Origin of the sequence: Micromonospora sp. NBC_01412, from assembly GCF_045040215.1 — a bacterium.
In the GTDB taxonomy this organism is placed as follows: domain Bacteria; phylum Actinomycetota; class Actinomycetes; order Mycobacteriales; family Micromonosporaceae; genus Micromonospora; species Micromonospora rubida.
Window position 1 is genome coordinate 1,500,677 of sequence record NZ_CP109528.1, and the last position, 24,147, is coordinate 1,524,823.

General features: G+C 69.9%; 22 protein-coding genes, 2 tRNA genes and 2 pseudogenes. 13 read left to right on the plus strand and 13 right to left on the minus strand.

Annotated features, from left to right (window positions below):
* Positions 1 to 7: 7 nt before the first annotated feature.
* From OG617_RS06510 to OG617_RS06525, 4 genes are all read right to left on the minus strand, one after another.
* The gene (locus tag OG617_RS06510) at positions 8 to 3,979 is read right to left on the minus strand and encodes a S8 family peptidase (protein ID WP_405099596.1); all 3,972 of its coding nucleotides are present in this window, start codon (positions 3,977 to 3,979) and stop codon (positions 8 to 10) included.
* Between the two features lie 405 nt (positions 3,980 to 4,384).
* Positions 4,385 to 5,299 carry a GNAT family N-acetyltransferase gene (locus tag OG617_RS06515; RefSeq protein ID WP_405099598.1) on the minus strand — a complete coding sequence of 305 codons (915 nt, stop codon included), beginning with the start codon at positions 5,297 to 5,299 and terminating at the stop codon, positions 4,385 to 4,387.
* A gap of 111 nt (positions 5,300 to 5,410) precedes the next feature.
* The gene (locus OG617_RS06520; protein WP_405099600.1) at positions 5,411 to 5,668 is read right to left on the minus strand and encodes a Txe/YoeB family addiction module toxin; all 258 of its coding nucleotides are present in this window, start codon (positions 5,666 to 5,668) and stop codon (positions 5,411 to 5,413) included.
* Positions 5,665 to 5,940, minus strand: coding sequence for a type II toxin-antitoxin system Phd/YefM family antitoxin (locus tag OG617_RS06525; RefSeq protein ID WP_405099602.1), 276 nt, complete (start codon positions 5,938 to 5,940; stop codon positions 5,665 to 5,667). Before OG617_RS06525 ends, OG617_RS06520 begins: the two co-directional genes overlap by 4 nt.
* Before the next feature lie 351 nt (positions 5,941 to 6,291).
* Between OG617_RS06525 and OG617_RS06530 the strand changes: the two genes are divergently transcribed.
* From OG617_RS06530 to OG617_RS06570, 9 genes are all read left to right on the plus strand, one after another.
* A complete protein-coding gene (locus OG617_RS06530; protein WP_405099604.1) occupies positions 6,292 to 6,738 on the plus strand; it encodes a hypothetical protein in 447 nt (148 codons plus the stop codon).
* 4 nt (positions 6,739 to 6,742) lie between these two features.
* Positions 6,743 to 6,865, plus strand: coding sequence for a hypothetical protein (locus OG617_RS06535; protein WP_405099606.1), 123 nt, complete (start codon positions 6,743 to 6,745; stop codon positions 6,863 to 6,865).
* Between the two features lie 85 nt (positions 6,866 to 6,950).
* Complete coding sequence (locus OG617_RS06540; RefSeq protein WP_405099608.1) at positions 6,951 to 7,265, plus strand: hypothetical protein; 315 nt, start codon at positions 6,951 to 6,953, stop codon at positions 7,263 to 7,265.
* A 41-nt stretch (positions 7,266 to 7,306) separates the two neighbouring features.
* The gene (locus tag OG617_RS06545; RefSeq protein WP_405099610.1) at positions 7,307 to 7,492 is read left to right on the plus strand and encodes a hypothetical protein; all 186 of its coding nucleotides are present in this window, start codon (positions 7,307 to 7,309) and stop codon (positions 7,490 to 7,492) included.
* A gap of 92 nt (positions 7,493 to 7,584) precedes the next feature.
* Positions 7,585 to 8,085, plus strand: a complete 501-nt coding sequence (locus OG617_RS06550) for an RNA polymerase sigma factor (RefSeq protein ID WP_405099612.1) — start codon at positions 7,585 to 7,587, stop codon at positions 8,083 to 8,085.
* Positions 8,086 to 8,154: 69 nt separating this feature from the next.
* Positions 8,155 to 8,868 carry a hypothetical protein gene (locus tag OG617_RS06555; RefSeq protein ID WP_405099614.1) on the plus strand — a complete coding sequence of 238 codons (714 nt, stop codon included), beginning with the start codon at positions 8,155 to 8,157 and terminating at the stop codon, positions 8,866 to 8,868.
* Positions 8,869 to 9,130: 262 nt separating this feature from the next.
* Positions 9,131 to 9,733 carry a matrixin family metalloprotease gene (locus OG617_RS06560; protein ID WP_405099616.1) on the plus strand — a complete coding sequence of 201 codons (603 nt, stop codon included), beginning with the start codon at positions 9,131 to 9,133 and terminating at the stop codon, positions 9,731 to 9,733.
* 14 nt (positions 9,734 to 9,747) lie between these two features.
* A complete protein-coding gene (locus OG617_RS06565) occupies positions 9,748 to 10,299 on the plus strand; it encodes a hypothetical protein (protein WP_405099618.1) in 552 nt (183 codons plus the stop codon).
* Between the two features lie 126 nt (positions 10,300 to 10,425).
* Positions 10,426 to 10,686 carry a hypothetical protein gene (locus tag OG617_RS06570; protein WP_405099620.1) on the plus strand — a complete coding sequence of 87 codons (261 nt, stop codon included), beginning with the start codon at positions 10,426 to 10,428 and terminating at the stop codon, positions 10,684 to 10,686.
* 255 nt (positions 10,687 to 10,941) lie between these two features.
* On the opposite strand, the gene OG617_RS06575 is transcribed toward OG617_RS06570, so the two are convergent.
* A complete protein-coding gene (locus tag OG617_RS06575; RefSeq protein WP_405099622.1) occupies positions 10,942 to 11,259 on the minus strand; it encodes a hypothetical protein in 318 nt (105 codons plus the stop codon).
* 322 nt (positions 11,260 to 11,581) lie between these two features.
* Here OG617_RS06575 and OG617_RS06580 point away from each other — a divergent pair, with 322 nt between their 5' ends.
* Positions 11,582 to 11,962 carry a hypothetical protein gene (locus OG617_RS06580; protein WP_405099624.1) on the plus strand — a complete coding sequence of 127 codons (381 nt, stop codon included), beginning with the start codon at positions 11,582 to 11,584 and terminating at the stop codon, positions 11,960 to 11,962.
* 204 nt (positions 11,963 to 12,166) lie between these two features.
* On the plus strand, positions 12,167 to 12,823 hold the full coding sequence (locus OG617_RS06585) for a hypothetical protein (RefSeq protein ID WP_405099626.1): 657 nt from the start codon (positions 12,167 to 12,169) through the stop codon (positions 12,821 to 12,823).
* Positions 12,824 to 13,166: 343 nt separating this feature from the next.
* Here the strand turns inward: OG617_RS06585 and OG617_RS06590 are convergent.
* Both OG617_RS06590 and OG617_RS06595 read right to left on the minus strand, forming a co-directional pair.
* Positions 13,167 to 13,403: pseudogene (locus tag OG617_RS06590) on the minus strand (transposase); the annotation flags it as partial.
* A gap of 7 nt (positions 13,404 to 13,410) precedes the next feature.
* Positions 13,411 to 14,517 (minus strand): IS110 family transposase, encoded by a 1,107-nt coding sequence (locus tag OG617_RS06595; protein ID WP_405099628.1) that lies wholly within the window; start codon positions 14,515 to 14,517, stop codon positions 13,411 to 13,413.
* A 328-nt stretch (positions 14,518 to 14,845) separates the two neighbouring features.
* Here OG617_RS06595 and OG617_RS06600 point away from each other — a divergent pair, with 328 nt between their 5' ends.
* Complete coding sequence (locus OG617_RS06600; protein WP_405099630.1) at positions 14,846 to 15,097, plus strand: hypothetical protein; 252 nt, start codon at positions 14,846 to 14,848, stop codon at positions 15,095 to 15,097.
* Positions 15,098 to 15,249: 152 nt separating this feature from the next.
* Here the strand turns inward: OG617_RS06600 and OG617_RS06605 are convergent.
* The 3 genes and pseudogenes from OG617_RS06605 to OG617_RS06615 all read right to left on the minus strand — a co-directional run bounded on the left by OG617_RS06605 (position 15,250) and on the right by OG617_RS06615 (position 16,288).
* A tRNA-Ile gene (locus OG617_RS06605) sits at positions 15,250 to 15,326 on the minus strand.
* Positions 15,327 to 15,465: 139 nt separating this feature from the next.
* A pseudogene (locus OG617_RS06610) lies at positions 15,466 to 15,791 on the minus strand (amine oxidase); the annotation flags it as partial.
* Between the two features lie 421 nt (positions 15,792 to 16,212).
* Positions 16,213 to 16,288: transfer RNA gene (locus tag OG617_RS06615), tRNA-Asn, on the minus strand.
* Positions 16,289 to 16,564: 276 nt separating this feature from the next.
* On the opposite strand from OG617_RS06615, the gene OG617_RS06620 reads away from it, so the two are divergent.
* Entirely contained in the window at positions 16,565 to 16,966 is a 402-nt protein-coding gene (locus tag OG617_RS06620; protein WP_405099632.1) for a hypothetical protein, read from the plus strand.
* A gap of 310 nt (positions 16,967 to 17,276) precedes the next feature.
* Here the strand turns inward: OG617_RS06620 and OG617_RS06625 are convergent, their stop codons facing one another.
* The 3 genes from OG617_RS06625 to OG617_RS06635 all read right to left on the minus strand — a co-directional run bounded on the left by OG617_RS06625 (position 17,277) and on the right by OG617_RS06635 (position 23,659).
* Positions 17,277 to 18,287, minus strand: coding sequence for a sugar phosphate isomerase/epimerase family protein (locus tag OG617_RS06625; protein ID WP_405099634.1), 1,011 nt, complete (start codon positions 18,285 to 18,287; stop codon positions 17,277 to 17,279).
* Between the two features lie 299 nt (positions 18,288 to 18,586).
* Positions 18,587 to 20,695: a ThuA domain-containing protein gene (locus OG617_RS06630; protein WP_405099636.1), complete on the minus strand. Its 2,109-nt coding sequence runs from the start codon at positions 20,693 to 20,695 to the stop codon at positions 18,587 to 18,589.
* A gap of 96 nt (positions 20,696 to 20,791) precedes the next feature.
* Entirely contained in the window at positions 20,792 to 23,659 is a 2,868-nt protein-coding gene (locus tag OG617_RS06635) for an RICIN domain-containing protein (RefSeq protein ID WP_405099638.1), read from the minus strand.
* Positions 23,660 to 24,147 lie beyond the last annotated feature (488 nt).

Below are 24,147 nucleotides of genomic sequence, written 5' to 3' on the forward strand. Positions count from 1 at the left end.
GTGCTGGCTAGCGCAGGCCGTAGGCCCGCTCGATGGTCTGCTTGATGGTGTTGCCGTCGTTGTCGGTGGCGTTCACCCGTAGCGAGACGGTGCCGTCGGTGCGCTTCAGGGCCGGGTGCTTCATGATCAGCTTGTAGTTGCCCTTGCCGTTGACCTTGACGGCCGTTACCCGATGCCAGGTGGCGCCGCTGTCGTAGCTGGCCTCGGCGGTCAGCGACGTCAGTCGGGCGGCGGGGTCGGTGTAGGACTCGCCGTACCCGGACACGGTGATGACCTGGGCCCGCCCGGCCCGGGCGGTGTTGTCCAGGGCGAGGGGCACGTCGTAGTTCAGGAACAGCTTGCGCTGCGGAGCGCAGGGCCCCAGTTGCGGAGTCAAGACCGTCACCAGGCACGGACCTGCCGGGGCGGTGGGATCCGAACGCTGGGTCCGGAATGTCCACTCGGTGTCGATGTCCCGGCCGTAGAAGTCCACCGGCCTGTCGCCGCGGTACCTACTGGTCATCCGGTAGGTCTCCGGATCGGCGGAGACCGGGAAGGCCGGTAGCCAGTTGAGGAAGACGAAGACGTAGTACGGGTACGGGGTCATGGCGATCTCCCGGTTCCCCTGGAACAGCCGCAGGTCCTCGGTGCGCGACGTGGGCACACCCACCGCCTGCCAGGTGCGGTCTCCGAACACCCCGTCGCCGTTGCGCAGGATGTGCACCGGAGCCAGGTTGTCACCCACCCGGCAGTCGTTGCACTGCGTCATGCCGGGGGACCGCTGATCGAGCGTGAACCCGGCGACACCGGGAGTGAACGGTTGCCGGCCCCACCGCTGGACGTGCCGGCCCGGTCCGGTGTAGCGGTTCAGGGTCTCCTGATTGTTGCCCCAGGCCACCTCCTGCGGGTTGAAGGAGATCTCGTAGGGCCAGTCCATCTCACCCCAGGTGACGTCGGCGGCGACCGGGCCGAAGTACTCGGTGCGGGTGCGCTGGGACGCGGTGAACAGGGACATCGTGCTACTGCCGGTCACGTCGTGGCCATCGCCCAGATACGCGGCGAACTGGCTCTTGTAGTAGCCGGGCTTCGCCATGTACCGGTGGGATTCGCGTTCGACCAGGTTGCGCTGGTCCACCGACAGGTCCGGGTTTGCCGGCACCTGCTGGCGCTGGTAGAACTTCAGGGAATAGATGTACGGCGAGTCGGCCACACCGTTGGCGGTGACCGTGACCGGCCGTTCGGCGGCCGCCGCGGCCAGCGCCCGCGCCTCGGCGGGGGGCAGGTTCAGCAGCGGGATGTGCGCGTTCCGCCGCAGTGGCTTCCACCAGTAGATGGTGGCCCGCTCCGTGCTGCCGTAGAAGGCCACCGCCGCCGCCCCGGCCTGCTGCGCGTCGTTCACCCGTTCCGGGGCGTACGCGTTGCACGACGGGGTCGGGCACAGGTCGGAGAAGTCCAGCAGCACCAGCTTGCCCTTGACGTCGACCTTGGCCAGGTCCTCCGTGGTGCCGTGGCCGGCGGAGACCACGGCCAGCTTCCGCTCGCCGTCGATCATCCCGGTGGTCGGGTCGACCCAGACATACCGGGGGTGCAGCGCGACGCCGTCGGCGCTCATGCTGATCGGTGGCACGCCCAGCAGGTACTGGCTGGCCGTGTGGAAGGTGCCGGTGGTGGCCTTCGCGGTGGGCAACGACCACAGCCGGCTACCGTAGGGCAACTCGCCGGTGCCGGTGCTCATCGTCTGCCCGAAGGCCCCGGTCCGCTGATGCGTGCCCTGCACCTGGTATTCGTCGGTCGGCTTCGGGGTGCGCACCTTGGGCTCGGTGGCGGTGCGCAGGTCGAGGGTAACCGTGGTGTCACCGTCGACGGCCACCTCGGGCACGCTGACCGGCAGTGCGTTCCAGGTGCCGTCCGGGTCGTACCAGCCGACCGCGCCCAGCACACCGAACCGGCCGGACATCACGTCCACGGTGACCTCGGGCGCTCCGTTGAACGGGTACGCCCGGTCAAGGTCGGCGCGGTCGTCGACGCGCAGCACACCGAAGGAGCCGAAGGTCAGACCGGTCATCTGCGGGGCGGCGATCGTCTTGATGGTCAGCTTGCCCCGCTTCGGCTCCTTGAAGGCGCCCACCGCCGTGCGCACGCTGACCCCGCCGGCCCCGGTCGCGGTGATGATCCCGCCATACCAGGTGTCCGGCCCGTCACGGAAGTCCAGCGTCACGCCCACCGTGGTCGAACCGTGCGCGGGCACCTGCACGCCGGAGCGGTCCAGCCGCAGGATCCCGGCCGGGGCTGGCCCGGCGCGGGAGTCCAGCGACGCGGCCAGGTCAAGGGTGACCGGGGCGTCGCCGTCGTTGGTGTAGGTCAGCGTCCGGCTCACCGGCGTGTCATACGGGTAGGCGACCAGACCGAAGTCGATGTTGCCGCTGCCGGACACGCTCTGGCTGACCGCGCGGGCCACATCCACCCGCCCGGCGCCCTCCTCCAGCACCGCGGCCGGGGTGTCCACGCTGGAACCGGTGAGCACGGCCTTGAGCCGCGCGCCGGTCCAGTCCGGGTGCCGCTGCGCCAGGATCACCGCCGCACCGGCCACGTGCGGGGTCGCCATCGACGTGCCGTTGGACGAGGTGTACCGGTCGTTGACCGGGGTGCCCATCGTGGTGCCGGCCGCCCGGCCCGCGACGATGTCCACGCCCGGCGCGGCGATGTCCGGCTTGAACCCGTAGCTTTTGGTCGGGCCGCGGGAGGAGAAGGAGGCCAGCTTGTCCTGCTTGTCCACGGCGGCGACGGTCAGCGCCTCCGGCGCCGTTCCGGGGGTGCCGATGGTCCGGTCAGTGCCCCCGTCGTTGCCGGCGGCGATGACGAACAGCGTGCCGTAGCGGGTGGACAGGTCGGCCACCGCCTGCTCCAGCGGGTCCAGCCCCGGCGTGTCGGGGCCGCCGAGGCTCATGTTGACGATGTCCGCCCCGTTGGCCGCGGCCCACTCCATCCCGGCCAGCACCGAGGAGGTGGGACCAGAGCCGCGCGCGCCCAGCACCTTGCCGACCATCAACTCGGCGCCCGGAGCGACCCCCTTGTACTTGCCGCCGGAGGCGGCACCGGAGCCGGCGATCGTGGTCGCCACATGCGTGCCGTGACCATGCCCGTCCTGGGCGTCGATCTCATAGGGCACGAAGTTCTGCGACGCTGCGATCTTGCCGGCCAGGTCGGGGTGGTTGAGGTCGGCACCGGTGTCCAGCACCGCGACCTTCACCCCGGTGCCGTCGAACCCGGCCTGCCACGCCGCCGGCGCCCCGATCTGCGGCACACTCACATCCAGGTCGGCCTTGACCTTGGCGTCCAGCCACACCCGGGACATGCCCCTGTCAATCGCCCGGGGACCGGTCGAGCCGGCCAGCGCGGCCCACAACTCGTCGGCGTTCTTCCGCGCCACCTTCGTGGCCGCGGCGTTGATGCTGTGCAACGCCCGCGGCCGTGCCGTGCCCGGCAACGCGTCCACCTCGGCGGCCACATCCCGCACCTGCCGCCCGGCGTCGCGGGCCGCGTCGTTCGGCTTGCGGTACTGGAAGATCAACGGCAGGTCGGAGCTGCTCGTGTTGTCGTAGCCGTTGGACGCGAGGTAGTTGACGTCGAACAGCCGGGCGTCCAGCTTCCCCGCCTTGACCAGGCTGATCGCATCCGACGGATACACATACAGCGCGTCACCGTCGGAAACCTGCAGGAACGACGGCGGCGGGCCCGGCCGGTAGGCCGTCTCGGAGACGCCCGCGGTCACCTTCCGGTCAGCGCCGACCGCGACGGTGACCACGTCACCCGTGATCAGCGTGACCTGCGTGCGGGCGACAGGCAGGCCAGCACCACTGCCGGGCGCGTCGGGCTGGCTGGATGGGGGCGTGGGCGGGCCCGCGGCCGGCGCCGCCACGCCGGGCACACTGACCGAAGCCACCATGCCCAGCGACAGCAGGCCCGCAGAGGCGCGCAGGCGCCATCGGCGAGGAATCATGTCGATCCTTCCCAAAAAGGGTGACGAAGGGCCAGCACCCAGGGGTGAAGGGTCGCCGCCCGGGGTGATGAGTGGGCGCGGCTCAGGGGGTGGTTGAGGGGCGCCCACCGGACGATCTCAAGCGGAGCGGGTCAGGCGGAAGATCTGCGCTCCGCCCTAAACCCGTCATGACGGGTTTAGGCTGTCGCGCGATAACGCGTTCCTGCTGACCGTCACCGCCGCCGTGCTGGTCGGCGGCACCAGAACCGACCACCGCCGACCATGGCCTCGCCCGAGGAGCGCGCTCGACCGCGATTCGGGTCAGGCGGGCTTCATCACTCACACGGAAACAGCCGCCGGTGCCGCTCTGCCCATCAACGGCGTGAGGCCCACGGCCGGCTGGCCAGGAGCCTCACGCCGTACGGATTACGCTGGCCGGCTCAGAATGAGTCGCCGCTGCGCCACCGGATACCGGGCTCGGGCGAACGTGGCGGCCATCGGCGTGTTCGTCACGTCGGTGTCGGCGGTGATGCCCTCTGCGCCCTGCTCGACCAGGACGTGGGTGCCCTCGGCGAGCAGGTCGTACGCGTAGCCGTGCCCCCGCGCCTCCGGCAGCACCCCGACGTAGGCGATGATCGGCGAGGAGTGGTTGCGTGCGGGTATCACGATGCCGGTGAGGTTGCCGGCCGTGTCGCGAGCCAGGCGCCACCAGTCGCGGGGACTCGGCAGCCAGGCCAGGAACTCCAGGTCTGCGGCGAGGGCCGCCTCGACGCCTTCCCGCTCGATCGCCTGCCGCTGGTGGAAGTCGAGGCTGCCGGTCAGGATGCGGCGCAGCACGTCGTGGAGTACGGCGTCGTCGGAGACGGGGTGGTACGTCAGCCGCGCCGGGCGCTCTGGCAGGCCGTCGGCCGGCGTCCACCGGTACCGCAGCCGCTCCAGGACCGGGCTGAATCCGGCGTCGCCGGCGGCGGTAATGCGCGACCGGGCTGCACGGTGCGTCTCGGGGACGTCGCGCCAGTCGGTCGGCAGCACGAGGTGGTAGTCGACGGTGAAACCCGCGGCGCGGAGCAGCTCCGCACCCACCATCGGGTCGGTGCCGGGATCGAACCAGTCCAGCGCCACCGGGGCGCTGTCGTCGGGCCCGCCCCACCAGGCGGCCCGCGCGATGACCGTGTCGCCGTCGAGGGCTACCCAGGTCCACTCGGGACGGTACTGGCGGGCGGCCATGGTCTCGGCGAAGTCGCGGCCGAGCAGGGCCATGCCAACGGTGGGAGGCTCGGGCATGGACTGGAACAGCGTGTGTTCACCCGCGCACAGCGGGCGGATGACCAGGTCGGTCACGGGAACATCCTCTGCGGGAGAAGCGGCGTGCTCCCGTGATTCAGCGGTCGCACATGTCGCGTGCGCTGGAGGCCCGATGACCAGGACGACCGACGCTCCGGTCCTGGGCCGCTACCTGTCACCGTAGTGGTACCGGCAGGCGATGATCCCGACGTCGTCCTTGGTGATCCGATACACCAGCCGGTGTTCGCGATCCATCCGGCGGGACCAGAAGCCGGACAGCTCCCCACGAAGGGGCTCCGGCTTGCCGATGCCCTCGTATCCGTTGCGCATCACGTCCGCGATGAGGTCGTTGATGCGCTTCACCCGTTTGCGGTCAGTGTGGCTGAGGTACTGGTTCCATGCCGTAGCTGTGAAGACCAGCCTCACGCAACGTCCCGAACGTCGGCCGGATCGATCAGTTCCCGCTCGGCGGCGTCGCCCTCCTCCAGCTCCGCGATCGATCGACGCAGGACTGCGGCGTTGCTCGGGCTGCGGAGCAGGTACTCGGTTTCCTTCATCGCCTCGTACTCCGCAAGCGGCACGATGACCACCGGCTCGTGGCCCGACCGGGTCACCACCACTTCCTCCGCGTCGTTGATGACGGCGTCGAGCTCGGCAGCCAGGTTCTGCCGAAGCTGGGTGAAGTTCACGGTCCGCATGATCACCTCCAGGTAAGTACAGAAAATTGTACCTCAGGCCAGGTGACTCGATGGACCGACCGCAGGTCGGTCACGCACTGCGCCGCGCCCGGACGCCCCAAGCTGGTCATCCGATCTACGAGTCGCGCGGCTCGTCGTTACAGGACCAGCCGGGTTCGCACGGAAGGTCGACAAGTGGGGCGGGCGGGACTCGAACCCGCGACCGAGGGATTATGAGTCCAGCACCAAATATTTGCTTCACCTGCGCCTATGCGCGTTTCCCCTGCTCACACCCGTACGATCTTGAACGTAATCCTACGGATCCTTACGTGAAACAGCGGGTTCGGTGCACCCATCGGTGCCCCAACCGAGGTGGCCTCCCGCCATGGCATCGATCGAGGCGACCTCTACCGGCTTCGCCGTGAAGTGGCGTATCGGCGGCAAGCGCACCGGCGCCCCCAGACTCTGAGCTTCCGCGTCCCACCCGGTCACAAGCTGGCGGCGACGCGGAAGCTCGCGGAGGCGGCGAAGCGGCTTGCCGAGTCTCGCAGCCACAACATCACCCGCGATGAGGTTCGCGCCGCAGTCATCGGCGACACCCCCGACGCGCCGTCCGGGGTGCCGACCTTCGCCGAGTGGGTGAGCACCTACCTTGACCAGCGGGCCAAGTCGCAAGAGGTGCAGGAAGACACCCTCGACCGGTACGCCCAGATCCTTGCCAAACGGGCTGTGCCGTTCCTCGGCGGCCGGTACATGGTCGACAACCAGCCTGCTGGCCGGGCGGGCGCAAGCCCTGTCGCTGGCGGGCCGGCACGCTGAGGCGGTGGAAACGGTGCGGCGGCTCGACGGCATGGTGCAGCGGCTCCCGGATGCGATCACCGGGGATGTGGAATCGCTGTGGGGGTGGCCGGAGCACCGGCTGCGGCACACACAGTCGTGGGTGTAACCCCGACGGCAGCGTTGACCGCGTCGGCTACGCCGAACACGACCTCGTCCAGTTCTCGTGGGTTCGAGACACCCTCAACGCCGCGGTGGCCGCCGCCGAGCAGCAACTCGCCGAGGGAAACCCTGGCGCCCCCGTGAAGCAGCTCACCGTGGACGCTGTCCGGCGTGCGTGGCCCGAGGTGGTGGAGCGGTCGAAGCGAAACCACCGGCGGGTGTCGGCGCTCGCCCAGTCCTCCCGAGTGGAGGAACTGACGGAGGACGGAATTCGACTGTCGGCGGGAAGCCCGGTGCTGGTGAAGATGCTCAACGACAGTGAGAACCTGCTCGCTGACGCCGTGTACGAGATCCTGGGAACCCGGTGGGGTGTCCAGGCTCAGCTTCGCAGCGCGGACGCCGGCTGATGCGGAATCTGGTCTCAGACCGTGCCGACGGAGGGCCGGCCGTGACCGCCGCCGACGACATCGAGACCGCCGCCCTTGTGATCGCCGAGTACGGCCGTTACGACGCCGTGTCGGTGCTGATCACGTCCGGCCTGTACGGCTGGGATCGGGATCGTGCCTCCGACGCCGTGACTGCCGCACTGCCGCTCGCCCGCACCCTCACTACCCCCGCCGCCTCGCGCGGCTGACCCGGAGGTGACCGTGACCGCCGCCCCCGAATACTTCGCGCTCATCGGGCAGTTACATGTAACGCCTGGGGATCTGCCGGACATGGAGTGTTATGCGGTCGGCTCGGTTTGAACGGGAGTATGCGGCTCACTATAAGTCGATCTTCACATACGCGCTGCGCCGCACCACCGACGTGCAGGACGCCGGTGATGTCGTCGCCGAGGTCTTCCTGACCGCGTGGCGGCGGCTGGACGATATGCCCGAAGGGCCGCAGGGGTTGCTGTGGCTCTACGGCGTCGCCCGGCGGACCCTGGCCAATCACGACCGTGCCCGGCGGCGCCACGAGCGGCTGGCCGCAAAGGTGCAGGCCCATTCGGCCTCGCCGCTGCTGGACATCTCAGCGGCGCATGACAGCGCAGGCTCGGTGGCGGCGGCGTTCGGCCGCCTGCGCCCAGACGATCAGGACATCCTCGGCCTCGTCGCAGTGGAGGGCTTGACCCCGGCCGAGGCGGCCGAGGTGCTCGGTTGCACGGCGGTGAATGCCCGGGTGCGCCTGCACCGCGCCCGGGCCCGCTTCGCTCGGGAGTTAGGCGCGGAGGGCATCGACCTGTAGCGGGTGTGCGGCCGGGTGTAACGCGGGGGGCCGCGCCGGACATGAGAGGTTAGAAAGGGGATGAACGGGATGAGCGATCGACTTACGGACCTTGTCAGACAGGCGATGGCACTCGACGCGGAGCGCGTCTCGGCCCTTGACGACGTCGAGGCTCGCCGAGAGCTGTTCGCGCGGATCGTCAACCAGCCATCGCCGACACTTCCGGCGCCGCGGGCGGTGGGGCTTGCGCCGGCTCGCCGCCGCCGTCGTCGCTGGGCGCTGAGTCTCGTCGGTCGTCGCTGGGCGCTGAGTCTCGTCGCAGGAACCGCCGCGGCGGTCGCCGCCTTCGTGGCGTTCGGCGTGGGATGGGACGGTTCGAGGCCGGAGCCCCCAGCCTCCGGCAGCGTCGATGTCTTCGCCGGGCACCAAGCCCCGCAGAGCTGTGTGGAGTCCTACACCCCGGAAGCATTGGCGCGGAGGGCCTTCGGCTTCGACGGGACAGTGGCCGGCATCGGCTCCGCCGCGTCCACCGCAGGCCTGCCCGACGGCTATGTGCCGGTGACCTTCAAGGTGCATCGATGGTTCCGAGGAGGCGCGGGCGCGACCGTCGTCGTCACGATGCCGCGACCGGAGGGTTCGTCTGGGCAGGACAGCGCGGCCTATCGGATCGGGTCGCGGCTGCTGGTCTCAGGGGAGCCGCGTTACGGCGGTGCGCCGCTGGCCGATCCGATCGCCTGGGCCTGCGGGTTCACCCGCAGCTACACGCCCGGCGAGGCGGCTGCGTGGGGGGAAGCGTTCCGCTGAATCATGTCGAGACCGAATCGTGACCTCTCGCCTAGCGTAGTCATTCACCTACCCAGGGTGGTGGTGGCGGCGTTGCGTTCAACGCCGTGGTCACGGTGTGTCACGTCGGGCCGGCGGGCGCACCGCCCGCGAAACAGATCTCCCCGACAAGCAACATATCGACAGATTAGAATCCTTGCCTGGAGCGCTTCCGGCAACAAAGTGCGGCTTTGGTATTGGCCCACCACAGCCAGCGTTGTCCCCTCTCTCGGCAAGGAGAAAAATGACTACCGTCTCCACGATACCTCGCGGCCTGTTTCGGGCAGCCGCGATCGTTGCCTCCGCCGCGCTCGCCAGCACGGCGACACTCGCCATGACAGCCGGCCCCGCATCGGCCTACGCATTGCACGGGTGCAAGGTCTCCAGTACCACCGTCCAGTGGACCGACGGCACGGGTGGTGGCGCCTACGGCACCGCCGCGCAAAGCAGCGCCTCGGCCTGGCAGGCGACCTCGACGCCGCTCCTCTTCTCGAAGGTCGCGTCGGGTGGGCACGTCGGCATCAACATCGCCAACTACGGCAACGTCAGCTTCGACGGCATCACTCAGAAGATCAGCGGCGGCGACCCGGTCTGCGGTGGTGGCGGCACCTGGACCACGAAACTCACCGCGACCTGGAATACCTACCACGCCAACGCCTACTCGGCGGCCAAAAAGCAAAGCGTGATGGCGCACGAACTCGGCCACGTCCTCGGGATCGCCCATAGCGGCATCGGTCCGTGCATCAGCGTTCCGCTGGCGTACCCCACGACCGACATACGTTACGACAGTTGTCTGATCAACACCCCGAAAGCCGACGACATCGCCGCAGCGAACTTCATCTACTGAGCGGAGACCCGTACATGCTAAAGAAACTCGCCTTGATAGCGGTGACCGCCGCGTTTCTGGCCGGCTGCGGGAGCACGCCCGACGGTGGGACCGCAGCACAGCCGGAAGGCAAGACTGATTTGAGCGCCAGCCGGGTCAAGGACTACGCCTCCCTGGTTGAACTACGGGCGGAGAGCACGGCGGTCGTCCGGGGGACGGTGGAGTCGTCCACCAAGGACAAGCTGAACAACCTGCCTGTCACGATCTCGAAGGTGCGGGTGCAGAAAGTGCTCTGGGGCAAGGTGCCCTCGGACGTGCTCGCCGTCCAGCAGGTCGGCGACGAGACCATGAAGCTGCATGACACCGGCGCGATCCTCGGCAAGGACCGGGAGTACGTGCTATTCGTCAAACCGTTCCAGCTGGCACCCGGCAAGGACACCGGCCGCTGGCTGATCACCGGTGACCAAGGCACGTTCGCACGCAGCAGCGACGGCGCCACCTTCGAGTTCGCCGGCGCTGGCAACCCGCCGGAACTGCCAAGAACCCTCAGGACCACCGTCGTCGAATCCGGCGCGCTCCTGAACTAATCGAGATTCCCTCGGCGGAGCGGCTCGCGCGACCACCCGACCGGGCTGCTCCGCCCCTCGTCAGGAGAAGCCAGACGATGCCTCCGACGAGACCCGGAAAGCGGTGACAGTGCCTGGGCCGAAGACATGCCCCTGCGCCCCGACGGCGTGCTCGCCGCCGGCCTCACCCACCACCGCGCGGTCATCGGCCAGGTCGTCGCCGTCAACGATCACTGCTTTCGCCTCGCCTCCCATTCGTGGCCCGACGACGGGTTCCACAGCGGTGTCGTTGTGGTGGCGTGGTCGCAAGTGGTCGAGTTCGGACCGGCCGCCGGTAGGCGCGGCGGACGGTTGGACACGAAGCCGCTGACGGATTTCACCAACGCGTGGACGGAGGGCCAGCAGTGACCGCCCCGACCGCTGACCTCACCCGCGACTGGCGCGGCTGGCCCTACTACCTGACGACGAGGCCGAGCGATTGCGCCGCAAGTACGAACGCGCCCGTGCCGTGCTACTCGACCCCGAGGAAACGCGCCGAGTTCGACAAGGCCATGGATGAGGTTGATCGACAGGCCGCCGAGCGGTGGGGGCCGCCCCGATGAGCCGACACATCCCAGCCGCTCCCACACACGGAACCGCCTCTGATCGAGTTGGTCGTGGTGATTACCTCGCCAAAAGCCCAACGACTGTGACAAGCCCACCAACCAGCGACACGAGGCCCACAAGCATCAAATAGAGTGTCATCCCACTCAAAACCGCCTGGAAGTCGCGCTGGTCGAACCATATGTAAAGTCCGATTCCTGCGGTTGCCAGCAGCAGGATGGCGACACCCGCTACAACGAGCGGGTTGGCTGTGAGGAAGTCACCGGCGACAGCGAGCAGGAAGATGATCGCCGCCGCGATGAGGTTCGCCAACACGTTGACTCCGACGTCCCGGGCGAACTTTCGTCGGGCGGCTGCTGCGGGTTGCGGCTCGGTCACACGCTCATGGTGAACTAGTGCGTCGACCTGTCGTCCATGCTGGATTCTGGCGTGGGGGAGGACACCCACGGTCACCCTCGACGACCTGCGGGCCGCCGGCTGCCCCGCCGTCTCGCGCGGCTAACCCGACACCCGGAGGAGATCACCCGATGACCGACAGCCACCCCACGTTTCCCGCCGCCTCAACTCACCCTGACAGACAGGGGGCGAAGATTTGGGAGAACGAATGCGCCGGGCCAGGGCTGGCGTCGCCTTCACGCACGCTGGACGCGCAAGACACACGAGCAGCCTCGGGCCTAACACGACCGTCTATCATCCCCCGGTGAATCGTGCCTTGGCCCTGAGCATGTGGGGCGTCGCGCTCCTGCTCACCGCTTGCGTTGATGAGAAGCCCTCAGCTATCAAGCCCACCCCAGACGATGTCACCCGTCGCGCCTGCCACACCGTGTTGTATGTGGTGGAGCGGAGCAACCATTACTTCGCCCTCAACCTGTCCGCTGGCGGGAAGAGCAGCGCATCACCTGACGTCGAACTGAGGGCCGCCGGCCGGGAGTTGCTGGCGGCTGCGGAAGAGGCCTACGCGCTGGAGATGAACAGCGACGGTGAGGTCGACATGACGCAGTCGGAGGCCAGGATCGCCACCGCCCAGCAGAAGGCGATGGCGGTGTGCGTTGGGTTGATGGGAGAGCCGCCCTGGGCGTGAGTGTTGGGCGGCCGTTCAATGGTGAGCAGCCACGAGTCGGTGACCGCCTGGCCTTCCTGCCTGGCGGTCCGCCCGTGCTCATCCGCGCCGTCGGTTCCGGGGCGCAGCCGGAACGGCCCCCACACCTGCCGTTGCCATTCCTCCTACGTGCGGTCGCGGGTGGTGCCGGGGGAAGGGGCGGTGCCCGCGTGGTAGACCGTGCTGGTGCACACCGCATGGGATGACCTGCCCGACGCCGCACACCGGGCCGTGGTCGCGCATACCGGCGCCGTCCGGTCCGTGAGCCCAACTGGCGCCGGAGCGTCATGCCGGTTCGCGGCGACCCTGCACACCGACACCGGGCTCGCGTTCTGCAAGGGCATCCCGATCACCGATCGGCTGGCGTGGACGTTGCGCAACGAAGCCCGCGTCAACCCGCACCTGCCCGGTATCGCGCCAGCCCTCCTGTGGCATGTCGAGCAGGCCGGCTGGCTGCTCGCCGGGTTCGAGCATGTGCCCGGACGGCACGCCGACCTGCGGCCCGGATCCCCCGACCTGCCAGCGGTCGCCGGTGTTCTCGCCGCCCTGGCCTCATCCCCGCCCCCCACCTTCCCGGTGCGCCCGCTCACCGCCCGCTGGGCCGGGCTGATCGACCCGGAGCACATCGCAGGCGGGACGCTCGCGCACACCGACATGAGCCGCCGCAACTGGCTGGTCCACGACGGCGCCGCACGGTTGGTGGACTGGGCTGCCCCCGCCGTTGGTGGCACCGTGGCTCGATACGGCGTTCGCGGTGGTCCGGTTGATCCGGTACGGGCACACACCGGCCGCCGCCGAAGCGTGGGCGGCGCAGGTCCCCGCCTGGTTGTCTGCCCCGGATGAGTCGCTGTCCGCGTTCGCCGCCGCGCTGGCCCGCATGTGGCAGCGGCAGCAGGACACGTCGCCGGGCACCCACCGGCCACCGCTCATCGACGCCGCCCGCACGTGGTGCCGGTACCGGTCCGGGTGGGCTGCCGGGGACGTGGCCGTGCTGGTTGGGTGGGTCAAGCCGTTCGACCTGGCCACCATCCCCGACCCGCCCGTCAAACCGAGACGGCAGGCTCGCCACTCGGCTGGTCAGCCGGTTCTTCCGTCTCGCGGATCATCCGATCCAACTCCCGCATCGCAGGCATGAGCGAGGCACGCGAGTGGTGTAAGAGACGGCCATCGCGGGATCCGGTTGATGTTAGGCGGCGATCGGGGCCGGGTCGGTCTGGTCGGTGTCTTGTTGGCTGTTGTCAATGGTGGTCATGCGGGCTTTGGCGAGGATTTCCAGGCCCATGTAGCGGCGGCCTTCGGTCCACTCGTCGGTCTGTTCGGCCAGGACCGCGCCGATGAGGCGGATGATCGCCGGTCGGTTGGGGAAGATCCCGACGACGTCGGTGCGGCGGCGGATCTCCTTGTTCAGCCGTTCTTGGGGGTTGATGCCCCTATGGATTGTCAAGGCGGGCTGGGGCCGGGGTGAGCGCGACCGGTGTGGTGAGGTGCTGGTGGATCTCGCGGGCGATGTAGCGCTTCAGGCAGCGGATGATTTCGCGACGGCTCTTGCCCTCGGCAGTTCGTTTCGTGAGGTAGGTGCGGCTGCGTTGGTCCCATCGCAGCCGTGACAGCGTTATGCGGTAGAGGGCGGCGATGGCCTGGCGGTCGCCGCCGCGGTTGAGTCGGCGTCTTGCCGTCTTGCCCGACGATGCTTCCAGCGGGCTCACCCCACAGAGCGCGGCGAAGGAGGCTTCGTTGGTCAGGCGTTCGGGGTTGTCACCGGCTGTGACGAGTAGGACGGCGGCGCTGTCCGGGCCGACGCCGGTCAGTTTCAGTAGTTGCGGAGCCTTCGCCTCGATCGTGGCGGTGATGTGTGTCGTTAGCTCGTCGATCTCGGCGGTGAGCTGTTGGATCCGGTTGGCGAGCAGCCGAAGGGTGTAGCGGGCGGCGTATGCGGGTCCAGCGCTTCGGTCCGGGTCGAGTCGAGCGCAGGCTGCGACGAGTAGTGGGTTGGACAACGGGGCGAGGTCTTCTCGCAGCTGCGTGTCGGCGGTGACGAGTACGGCTTTGAGTTGGTTGATGGCCTGGGTTCGGGCCTTGATCGCTGAGTCCTTCGCCAGTTTGAACAGGCGAAGCATCTCGACCGGGCCGTCGGCGCTCTTGGGCGTCGTGGTTGCCTGTCCCGAGATGACGGCGCGTCCGGCGGCTTCGGCGTCGGCGGTGTCTGTCTTGCCTCGCCGCCGGCGGGCCGCTCGGTCCGGCCGGTTGACCTCCAGCACGACGATGTCTTCGACGCGTAGGTGACGGGTCAGCGCGGTGCCGTAGGAACCGGTGTCCTCCACTCCCGCGCGGCGTAGTGTGCCGAGAGACTTGGCCCAGGCAACCAACTGGCGATAGCCGGATGCCGTCGTCGGAAACGCTGCATGCTCGAGTAGGGCACCAGCGAGGGTGAGCACGGCCGCGACGTGGAAATCCTTGTGAGTGTCAACGCCGAGGACGATCGTTTCGGTGTCGTCTTGGCGGCCTTCGCCGGATCCGGGCATGCTCAGGGCGGTCATGTGACTCCTTCAAGCCGATCGACGTCCATGGCCAGCGCCGGACCGGGTGGGCGGTCAGAACTGTGACGGTGCCTTGTGCGGCAAGGCCCCTATCGGGACACGCCCGCCCGGGCCGGCGGCAGCAAGCACCACCCCGGGCCGATGGTCGACAGATCAATCCATAGGCACCACGGCCAGTTAGACCACGAGTCAGACCACAGCCCAAAGGCGGCACCGCAGGATCCTCACAGCGGCCCTCATCATCTGGGGGTTCCTCGGCGCGCTCGCGCAACTCGACCCGGGCACACCGCTCACCCGGGGGACCGGCACCTTCCTCACCTTCGCCGTTGTGGTGGCCAGTGCGGCGGTCGCATCGCTGGCCGCATGGGCGGCAGTCCAGGACCGGCGGGCCCAGGACGCGAAAGCCGACCGGATCCGCGCCCACGACCAGGCACGGCAGGAGCGGCTGATCAAAGACGCCGTCGGGGTGTTCCTGCGCGACGGGGACAGCGCGGCCCGCGAGCTGATGGAGCAGACGCAGCGGGTCATTAACGGTGCCGACGACGGCGGCGTAGTCCGGCAGTTCCGGGGCCGCGGGTAGGTCCATCTGCGGCGGCGAGGCGGCGCTCAAGCCCTCATTGGCGGTGCGGTTTGGGTGCCGCCTCGGCACGTGGTGCACCTCGTGGGGCCGGTCGGTGCACCTGCCGTGCACCAGAGGATGCCCAGGGTGGATCTTCAAAGGCTTGTTTTGCCTGGTGGGGCGGGCGGGGTTCGAACCCGCGACCGAGGGATTATGAGTCCCCTGCTCTAACCCGCTGAGCTACCGCCCCGCTACCGCGCCGGATCGTAACCCGCGCGGTGGATCATCGGCCACCGCGAAACAGCCCCATCCGCCCACCGGACGGCCCATCGGTGATCCAGCACGATGGGCTACGCGAGGATAACAGCACGCAGCCGTCGATGAAGGGCTCAGCCCTGGGCACGCAGCTCGGCGAGGACCGCCCCGGCGGTACGCCACCCGCCGGCCAACGCACCTGATGGAGGGACTGTCCCGGTGGTCCCCGGCGACGAAGAGCCCTCCGCCCAGCGCCACCGGCTTGCGCAGCCGGCCCTGCCGCGGCGGCGGGCAGCGCGTGCGGCACCGACACCGTGGTCAGGTGCGCCCAGTCCGCCGTGGACCGGCCGTAGAGCCGGGCCATCTCGGCTCGGACCGCCAGCTCGGCAGAGGCGGACGGGCCGACTACCGAGGTGGCCAACGGGTGCCACCCGTCCGACGCGTGCGTGGGGTTGGTCCGCCGGTCGACGAAGCCGGCGACGAGGTCCTGGCCCGGGTCGCCTCGGCGTCGGCGGGCAGGAAGGAGACGTTGCCGTTGGTGGCGACGTCCCCAGTTTCCCGGCGTACGGCCAGGCGACGCCGCCGACCACGAGCCACCCGATCACGACCAGCACCACGATCAGCATGGCCGCGCACCGGCCCGACCTCCCGGCCGTCCCCCTTGACTTCGCCCGCAGGGGCCGACCACCACCACCCATGGCCATACCACCCCGGACTGGTCGAAACCTCCCACCCACCCTCCGGTGATCAAGAGGTTTGTGTCTGGTTTTGGAGCCAGGACGACGCAAACCTCTTGATCACCGCATTGAACGGGGGGTGGGGTGGGTGGGGGGAGACAGTGATGCCCGCCGGCGGGGCCGGCGGGCACGTGGGGTGGAGCGTGGCTCCCCCGTTTGGACTCGAACCAAAAACCTGCCGGTTAACAGCCGGCTGCTCTGCCAATTGAGCTACGGGGGATCGCTGCCGCCTGGTCCGGATTTTCCCGGTGCCCGGCGACGGGACAAGAATACAGGACTGCCGGGGGGTTTGGTCCAGGGGGTACCGGACCGACCCGACCGGGCGGGGGGCTGCGGCGGCAGCCGACAAGCGGACAATTCGTCATCCTGGCACAAGCAGGTATGAGCGCGGAGGAGGATGGGTAGTTAGCTGTCGACAGAGAAGATAGGCGCGAGATGATCGCCACGGGGTCCGCCCCGGGGAGACGATGGCGCGTCAGGTACGGAAGGAGCCGCCATGCGCGGAAAGATCATGTTTCTTGGCGGGCTGGCTGCGGGATTCGTCCTGGGCGCCCGTGCCGGTCGGGAAAAGTACGAGGAGCTCGTCGTCCGGGGCCGCAAGGTGCTCGACCACCCGACCGTCCAGGAGGCGGCCGGGGTCGCGCAGGCCCAGGCCAACCGGCTCTACAGCGAGGGCAAGGACAAGCTCAGCCAGTCCAAGCTGGGTGAGAAGTTCAGCAGCAACGGCAACGGCACGCAGGACCTGACCCCCGCCGACAAGCCCTACGCCGGCACGCCGGCCACGGTCGGCGCCAAGGCGGGCAACAGCTCGTCCGGCACCGCTCCGACGGGGCCGACCCCGAGCACCGCCGCTCGCCCCAAGCCGTCCGGCACGGGGACCAACGGCAGCACGCTCTGATCGACCGTACGACGACGGGCCGGCCGCCTTCGGGCGACCGGCCCGTCTGCTGTTTCCGCGACTCGGGACCGCCGGCGCGGTGGGCGTGGCCCCGGCCGATCAGCGACGCCGCCGCCCGCCACACCCGTGACGCCCGCACACGTCGGCCCCGCCCGTGACAACCCGCCCGTGACAACGCGCGACGCCCCGTGACTCCCCCCGCCTCGTGACAGCCCGCGCGGCCCGACCGACGCCCTGCGACGCCCCGTGACGCCCGTGACGCCCCGTGACGTCGGCCGGGCCGCGCGGGCCCGGCCGACGGGTGGACGGCTCAGTCCCGGCTGCTGCTGAACGCCGCGTCGAAGGCGGCGGTCGGGGCGTCGAAGGCCAGCCTGCGGACGAACTGGAGCGCCTCAGGCGCCCCGACGAGGCGGTCCATCCCGGCGTCCTCCCACTCGATGGAGATGGGACCGGCGTACCCGATGGCGTTGAGCGCGCGGAAGCAGTCCTCCCACGGCACGTCGCCATGGCCGGTGGAGACGAAGTCCCAGCCCCGGCGCAGGTCCGCCCAGGGCAGGTGCGAGGCGAGCCGGCCACGCCGGCCGTCGCCGGTACGCACCTTCGCGTCCTTGCAGTCGACGTGGTAGATCCGGTCGGCGAAGTCGAGGATGAAGTTCACCGGGTCCAGGTCCTGCCAGACGAAGTGCGACGGGTCCCAGTTCAGCCCGAACGCGGGCCGGTGCCCGACCGCCTCCAGGGCCCGCTTGGTCGTCCAGTAGTCGTACGCGATCTCGCTGGGGTGGACCTCGTGGGCGAACCGGACCCCCACCTCGTCGAAGACGTCGAGGATCGGGTTCCACCGGTCGGCGAAGTCGGCATAGCCGCGCTCGATCATGGCTGGCGGCACCGGGGGGAACATCGCCAGGGTGTGCCAGATCGACGAGCCGGTGAACCCGACGACGGTATCCACGCCCAGCCTCGCCGCCGCCCGGGCGGTGTCCTTGATCTCCTCGGCGGCCCGCCGGCGGACCCCCTCGGGCTCGCCGTCGCCCCAGATCCGGGCGGGCAGGATGTCCTGGTGCCGCTCGTCGATCGGGTGGTCGCAGACTGCCTGGCCGACCAGGTGGTTGGAGATGGCGAAGACCTTCAGGTTGTGCTTCGCCAGGGTCTCCCGTTTCCGGTCGACGTACGAGTCGTCGGCGAGCGCCCTGTCGACCTCGAAGTGGTCACCCCAGCAGGCGATCTCCAGCCCGTCGTAGCCCCACTCGGAGGCGAGCCGGCAGACCTCGTCGAACGGAAGATCGGCCCACTGGCCGGTGAAGAGTGTGATGGGTCGCGCCATTGTCCTACTCCCCTGGGTGATGGGGGATTCCGCGTGCGGGACCGGGGCGAGGGCGACCGGCCGGGCCGGTGTGTGGCGGACGTGGCGGGGCGGCGGGCGCGAAGGAGCGCCTGGGCCCGGCGGGTTGCGCCTCCCACCGGGTCACCGGCCACCGCGTACGGTCGCCGCCCCCACTCTAGGGCCGCCCCGACCGGTGAGGAAGGGACCCCGGCACAACGTCGGCCGGGGTCCCTTCCCGCCCAGCGGGGCGGGGCGGCGGACGGGCGGCGGCTACCGCCGGCGGCACCCGCCAGGCCAGGTCACGGCAGGGTCCACTTCTGGTTGGCGCCGGTGCCGCAGGTCCACAGGTGCACGGGAGTGCCGTCGGTGGAGGTGTTGCCGGAGACGTCCAGGCACTTACCCGACCCGACGTTGCGCAACGTCCCGTCGGCCTGCGCCGACCAGCTCTGCGCACCCGTGCCGTTACACGTCCAGAGCTGGATCTTCGTACCGTCGGCGGTACCGGCCCCCGACACGTCCAGACACTTGCCCAACGCCCTCACCGTGCTGTTCGGCGTCACCGTCCACGTCTGGGCCGCACTGCCGTTGCAGGTGTAGATCTGGACCTGGGTGCCGTCGGCGGACGCGCCGTTGCGCACGTCGAGACACTTGCCGCCCAGGCCCCTGACCGGGCCGGTGCCGTTCGTCGGGGCCGGCGACCGGACCAGGGTCACGTCGTCGACGTCGAACAGGCCCGTCCCGGTGCCGGCGAAGGTGAGGTACAGGTTCTGGTTGCCGACCGGCACCCCGGTCAGCGGGGCGCTGACGTCGGCGTACGTCGTCCAGCTCCCGGTGTTGGGCACCGCCACCTGGCCGAGCACGGTGCCGGTGGCCGAGCCGGTGCGGAACTGGATGGTCCCGCCGGGGCCGCCGGAGACCACCCGGGCCCGCACCGAGGTCACCCCGGTCAGGTCCAGGCCGTGGTAGCCGGCCCAGTCGCCCGGGTCGACGTACCCCAGGGTCTGGCCGCCGTTGGCCCCGGCCTTGGGGTACGCGCTGACGCCGCTGGCGGCGCTGTACGCCTCGGCCTGGACGGTGGTGTTCCCGGCCGGCGGGCCGCCCAGCTCCCTGATCCGGATGTTGCGGAACGCCGCGTCGTCGCCGGTGCCGTGGTTCTGGATGCCGATGTGGCCGGCGAGCGAGCGGGCCGGGTCGGTGTTGGTGAAGTCGTTGATCTTCACTCCGTTGAGGAGTACCTGGAGCCGCTCCCCCTCGACCAGCAGCTCGTAGGTGTTCCACTCCCCCGGCGGGTTGAGCGCGGCGTCCCGGGCGGCCAGGTCGGCGGACTTGAAGGTGTAGACCGCTCCGGTGGTGCGGTCGGCGGCGTCGGTGGCGTCGATCTGCACCTCGTAGCCGTTGTTCACGGCGGAGTTCGGGTCGGTCGACGGTGGGAAGCCGATGAACACGCCGGAGTTGTCGTCCCCGGCCAGCTTCCAGTCCAGCTTGAGCGAGTAGCTGGTGAACTGTTTGGCGCTGTACCAGTACAGGCCCATCCCGTCGTGGGAGGTGAGGGTGGCGTCGGCGTTGGTGAAGCCACCCGGCCCGGCCTGGGACCAGCCGGCCGTGGAGCCGTTGTAGAGGGGGGTGTAGCCGGTCTCGGGCCGGCAGTCGGCCTTCGCCCGGCCGGCCGCGTACCGGATGCCGCCGAGCAGGTGGGAGCGGAAGGCCGGCTCGGCGTACGACGACTGGGTGTGCCCGCCGCCGGTGTAGAAGGACCGGCCGCCGTTGTACGTCTTGCACCAGGCGTGCGGGTGGTCGCCGCCCATCGACCCGCCGGAGTACGACGACTCGTCGAGGGTCGCCAGCACGTGCGCGGTGGAGCGGGCGTTGGTGCGGTAGTTGTACCACTCGTCGGTGCGCGGCCAGGACTGCGGCAGTGTGGCGGTGGCGGCGTGCGCCCGGTCCTCCACCTTGACGGTGGCCTGCTGGATGGCCGGGTGGGAGGCGAACCAGGCACCCACCAGGTTGCCGTAGAACGGCCAGTCGTACTCGGTGTCGGCGGCGGCGTGCACGCCGACGAACCCGCCGCCGGAGCCGATGTACGACTCGAAGGCGGCCTGCTGGGTCGGGTCGAGCACGTCGCCGGTGGTGTTGAGGAAGAGCACCGCCTCGTACCTCGCCAGGTTGGCGGTGCTGAACACGGCGGCGTCCTCGGTGGCGGTGACGGTGAAGTTGTTGGCCGCGCCGAGGTCGCGGACGGCCTGGGTGCCGACCGCGATGGCGTCGTGCCGGAAGCCGGCGGTCTTGGAGAAGACCAGCACGTCGTACGGGGCGTCGGCGGCCGAGGCCGGGGTGGCGGGGGTGGTGCAGGCGAGGACGGCGAGGGCCGTGGTGGCCACGCCGAGGACGGGACGGAGGAGTCTGCGCATGTCGCTCTCCTGGGGCTTCGCGCTGCGGGGGGTGGGGTCGGTCGGGTCCCCCTGCGCGACGGGATCCGTCGGCAGGGAGCCCTTCCTCGCACCTGACTAGGGCAGGGTCCACTTCTGGTTGGCGCCGGTGCCGCAGGTCCACAGGTGCACGGGGGTGCCGTCGGTGGAGGTGTTGCCGGAGACGTCCAGGCACTTGCCCGACCCGACGTTGCGCAACGTCCCGTCGACCTGCGCCGACCAGCTCTGCGCACCCGTGCCGTTACACGTCCAGAGCTGAATCTTCGTACCGTCGGCGGTACCGGCCCCCGACACGTCCAGACACTTACCCAACGCCCTCACCGTGCTGTTCGGCGTCACCGTCCACGTCTGGGCCGCACTGCCGTTGCAGGTGTAGATCTGGACCTGGGTGCCGTCGGCGGACGCGCCGTTGCGCACGTCGAGACACTTGCCACCCAGGCCCCGGACCGGGCCGGTCCGGGTGGTGGCGGGGGTGGTGTCCAGGGTGAACGCGTCCAGGTCGTAGAGCGCCCCGGCACCGCCCGCGAAGGTGAGGTACAGGGTGGTGGTGCCGGCGGGCGCACCGGAGACAGCCCTGGTGACCGTGGTGAACGTGTCCCACGCCCCGGTGACCGGCACGGTGGCCGAGCCGAGGACCGTCCCGGTCGCCGAGCCGGCCCGCACCTGAAGGGTCCCGCCCGTCCCGGCCGAGGAGACCCGGGCGCTGAACGAGGTCACGTCCCCGAGCTGGTATGGCTGGAACGCGATCCAGTCCCCGTTCTCGATGTTGCCGACGGTCTTGCCGCCCTCGGCGGTGGTCTTGTCGAAGGTCGCGATGCCGGACGAGGTCTTGAAGTGCTCGGCCTGCCGGTGCCGGGGCTGGAGGGTGTGCTGGGTGTGCGTGGTCAGCCCACCCGAGTCGGTGTACTCGGCGTCGAAGATGGCGAAGATGTTCGCCGCGTCGTCGTGTTCGCCGTCGACCGGGATGGCGATCGAGCCGGAGCAGCCGTTCGCCGAGGTGATCTGGTGGCCGTGCTGGTCGTGGCCGAGCACGTAGGTCATCTTGACCTTGGTGCAGTCGATCGTGCCGTCCTCCGGGTCGGTGACGGTGATGCTGAACGGCACGGTGTCGCCGAAGGAGAAGAGCTTGCCGTTGCCGGGGCTGTTCACGGTCACCGTCGGGGCGGTGTTGCCCACCGTGATGGTGACGCCGGCGCTGCCGGTGGCCCCCTGCGGGTCCCGCACGGTTAGCGTGGCGGTGTACGTCCCGTTCGCGGCGTACGTCTTGGCCGGGTTGGCGGCGGTGGAGGTGGTGCCGTCGCCGAACGCCCACGCGTAGGTCAGCGCCCCGCCGTCGGGGTCCGTCGACCCGGCCGAGGAGAAGTTCACGGCCAACGGGGCCGTCCCGGACGTCCTGTCCGCGCTCACCCGGGCGGTCGGGGCCCGGTTGCCGCCGCCGATGTGGTCGAAGCGGTAGAGGGCGGAGTTGGCGTCGCCGTTGAAGTAGCCGGTGCCGTAGTCGAGCACGTAGTACGCGCCGTCCGGGCCGAAGGCCGAGTCGATCACCTGCTTGCCGGTCCACGGGAAGGCGTCGATGGTGCCGGGCGAGCCGTCGGCGTTGACGTGGATCGGCTTGATCCAGCCGCGGCCGAACTCGGTGGCGAAGAACTGCCCGTCGAAGGACTGCGGGAACTTCGTCGTCGAGGTGGAGGCGGCGTTGTACCGGTAGACCGGGCCGCCCATCGGGGACTCGGAGCCGCCGCCGAACTCGGGCGGGGTGCCGGCGTCGCCGGCGTACCGGATCCAGGCCGGCTTCGCGGCCGGCAGCTTGCTCAGGCCGGTGTTGCGGAACGAGTTGTTGGTCGGCCCGCCCGCGCAGTCGTACTTGGCCCCGCCGGTGCCGGCGGCGAAGTCCCACTCGTTGTACGTCTCGGTGGCGGTGTTGGTGCCGGTGCAGTACGGCCAGCCGTAGTTGCCTGGGCCGGTGACCCGGTTGAACTCGACCTGGCCGCTGGGGCCCCGGGTGGCGCTGGTGGTGCCGGCGTCCGGCCCGTAGTCGCCGAGGTAGACGATTCCCGTGGCCTTGTCGACGCTGAGCCGGAACGGGTTGCGGAAGCCCATCGCGTAGATCTCGGGGCGGGTCTTCGCGGTGCCGGGCGCGAACAGGTTCCCGGCCGGGATCGAGTACGACCCGTCCGCGCCGACCTTGATCCGCAGGATCTTGCCGCGCAGGTCGTTGGTGTTGCCGGCGCTGCGCTGCGCGTCGTACGCGGGATTGCGGTTGGTCCGCTCGTCGAGCGGGGAGTACCCGGCGGAGTCGAACGGGTTGGAGTCGTCGCCGGTGGACAGGTAGAGGTTGCCGGCGGCGTCGAAGTCGATGTCCCCGCCGACGTGGCAGCACATGCCCCGGTCGGCCGGGACGTCCAGCACGTCGACCTTGCTGGCCTGGTTGACGGTGAAGTCGGCGTTCAAGGTGAACCGGGACAGCCGGTTGACGCCCTGCCAGGCGGAGAAGTCGGTGCCGGTGGCGGGGGCGTCCCCGGCGGGGGTGGACAGCGGCGGCGCGTAGTAGAGGTAGATGTGCCGGTTGGTGGCGAAGTTCGGGTCGACCCCGACGCCCTGCAACCCCTCCTCGTCGTGGTTGTAGACGGCCACGGTGCCGATGACCGTGGTGGTGCCGGCGGAGTCGGTGCGGCGCAGCGTGCCGTTGCGGGCGGTGTGCAGGACCGACCGGTCCGGCAGCACGGCCAGGGACATCGGCTCGCCGGTCTCCGCGACGCCTCGGGCCAGCTCGACCTGTTGGAAGTCGCTGCCGCTGATCACGTGTGCGGCGGCCGGGGTGGGGCCGCCGAGGGCGGCCGGGCCGGCGCCGAGGCCGACCGCGCCGGCAACGGCGACGAGCAGCAGCGCCGCGGCGGCGGTGGGCCACCGTCGGGGGTGGTGGGTGGGAGCGTCCTTGATGGACATGGCTTTGCAGTCCCTTCCTGACGTCTGACTGCCAGGCGGGGCGCGCGCCGTCGCGCCGGATGCCGTAGCGGGGGGATGCGCTCGGGCCGTCGGGTGCCTGCCCGACCGCCGCGGCCTCCGGGCGGGACGGGTGCGTGCCCGGAGGTCACCAGTCGATGGGTCACCGCGCCGCCGGTTCACCTCGACGAAAAACACCATCGCAATGCCCCAGACATTAATGTCCATGAATTGCCTGTGTCCATACCTTCTGACTACTCAACCTGAACTTTCGCTCGGGTCGGCAAAAGTTCCGCCCACGCCTCAGCCAACCAGCATTCGACGCGGGGCACGCCCCAGGATCATTGCGTTGTCGCGGGTGCGGTCCCCGGTCGGCCCGGACCGTGGCCGGGGCGGAGCTGTGGGCGCGGCGGAGCTGTGGGCGCGGCGGTCGATGCCGTGGCTCGGCGCCTATGGAGCTGAGTCGTTTACGTCATCAACGCCGGTCGGGC

Bases quoted from the DNA above. Each gene is read 5' to 3' on its own strand.
- OG617_RS06510 (WP_405099596.1), bottom strand. From the start codon at position 3,979: ATGATTCCTCGCCGATGGCGCCTGCGCGCCTCTGCGGGCCTGCTGTCG.
- OG617_RS06525 (WP_405099602.1), bottom strand. From the start codon at position 5,940: ATGCGGACCGTGAACTTCACCCAGCTTCGGCAGAACCTGGCTGCCGAG.
- OG617_RS06550 (WP_405099612.1), top strand. From the start codon at position 7,585: ATGCGGTCGGCTCGGTTTGAACGGGAGTATGCGGCTCACTATAAGTCG.
- OG617_RS06555 (WP_405099614.1), top strand. From the start codon at position 8,155: ATGAGCGATCGACTTACGGACCTTGTCAGACAGGCGATGGCACTCGAC.
- OG617_RS06560 (WP_405099616.1), top strand. From the start codon at position 9,131: ATGACTACCGTCTCCACGATACCTCGCGGCCTGTTTCGGGCAGCCGCG.
- OG617_RS06565 (WP_405099618.1), top strand. From the start codon at position 9,748: ATGCTAAAGAAACTCGCCTTGATAGCGGTGACCGCCGCGTTTCTGGCC.
- OG617_RS06570 (WP_405099620.1), top strand. From the start codon at position 10,426: ATGCCCCTGCGCCCCGACGGCGTGCTCGCCGCCGGCCTCACCCACCAC.
- OG617_RS06595 (WP_405099628.1), bottom strand. From the start codon at position 14,517: ATGACCGCCCTGAGCATGCCCGGATCCGGCGAAGGCCGCCAAGACGAC.
- OG617_RS06620 (WP_405099632.1), top strand. From the start codon at position 16,565: ATGCGCGGAAAGATCATGTTTCTTGGCGGGCTGGCTGCGGGATTCGTC.
- OG617_RS06625 (WP_405099634.1), bottom strand. From the start codon at position 18,287: ATGGCGCGACCCATCACACTCTTCACCGGCCAGTGGGCCGATCTTCCG.
- OG617_RS06630 (WP_405099636.1), bottom strand. From the start codon at position 20,695: ATGCGCAGACTCCTCCGTCCCGTCCTCGGCGTGGCCACCACGGCCCTC.
- OG617_RS06635 (WP_405099638.1), bottom strand. From the start codon at position 23,659: ATGTCCATCAAGGACGCTCCCACCCACCACCCCCGACGGTGGCCCACC.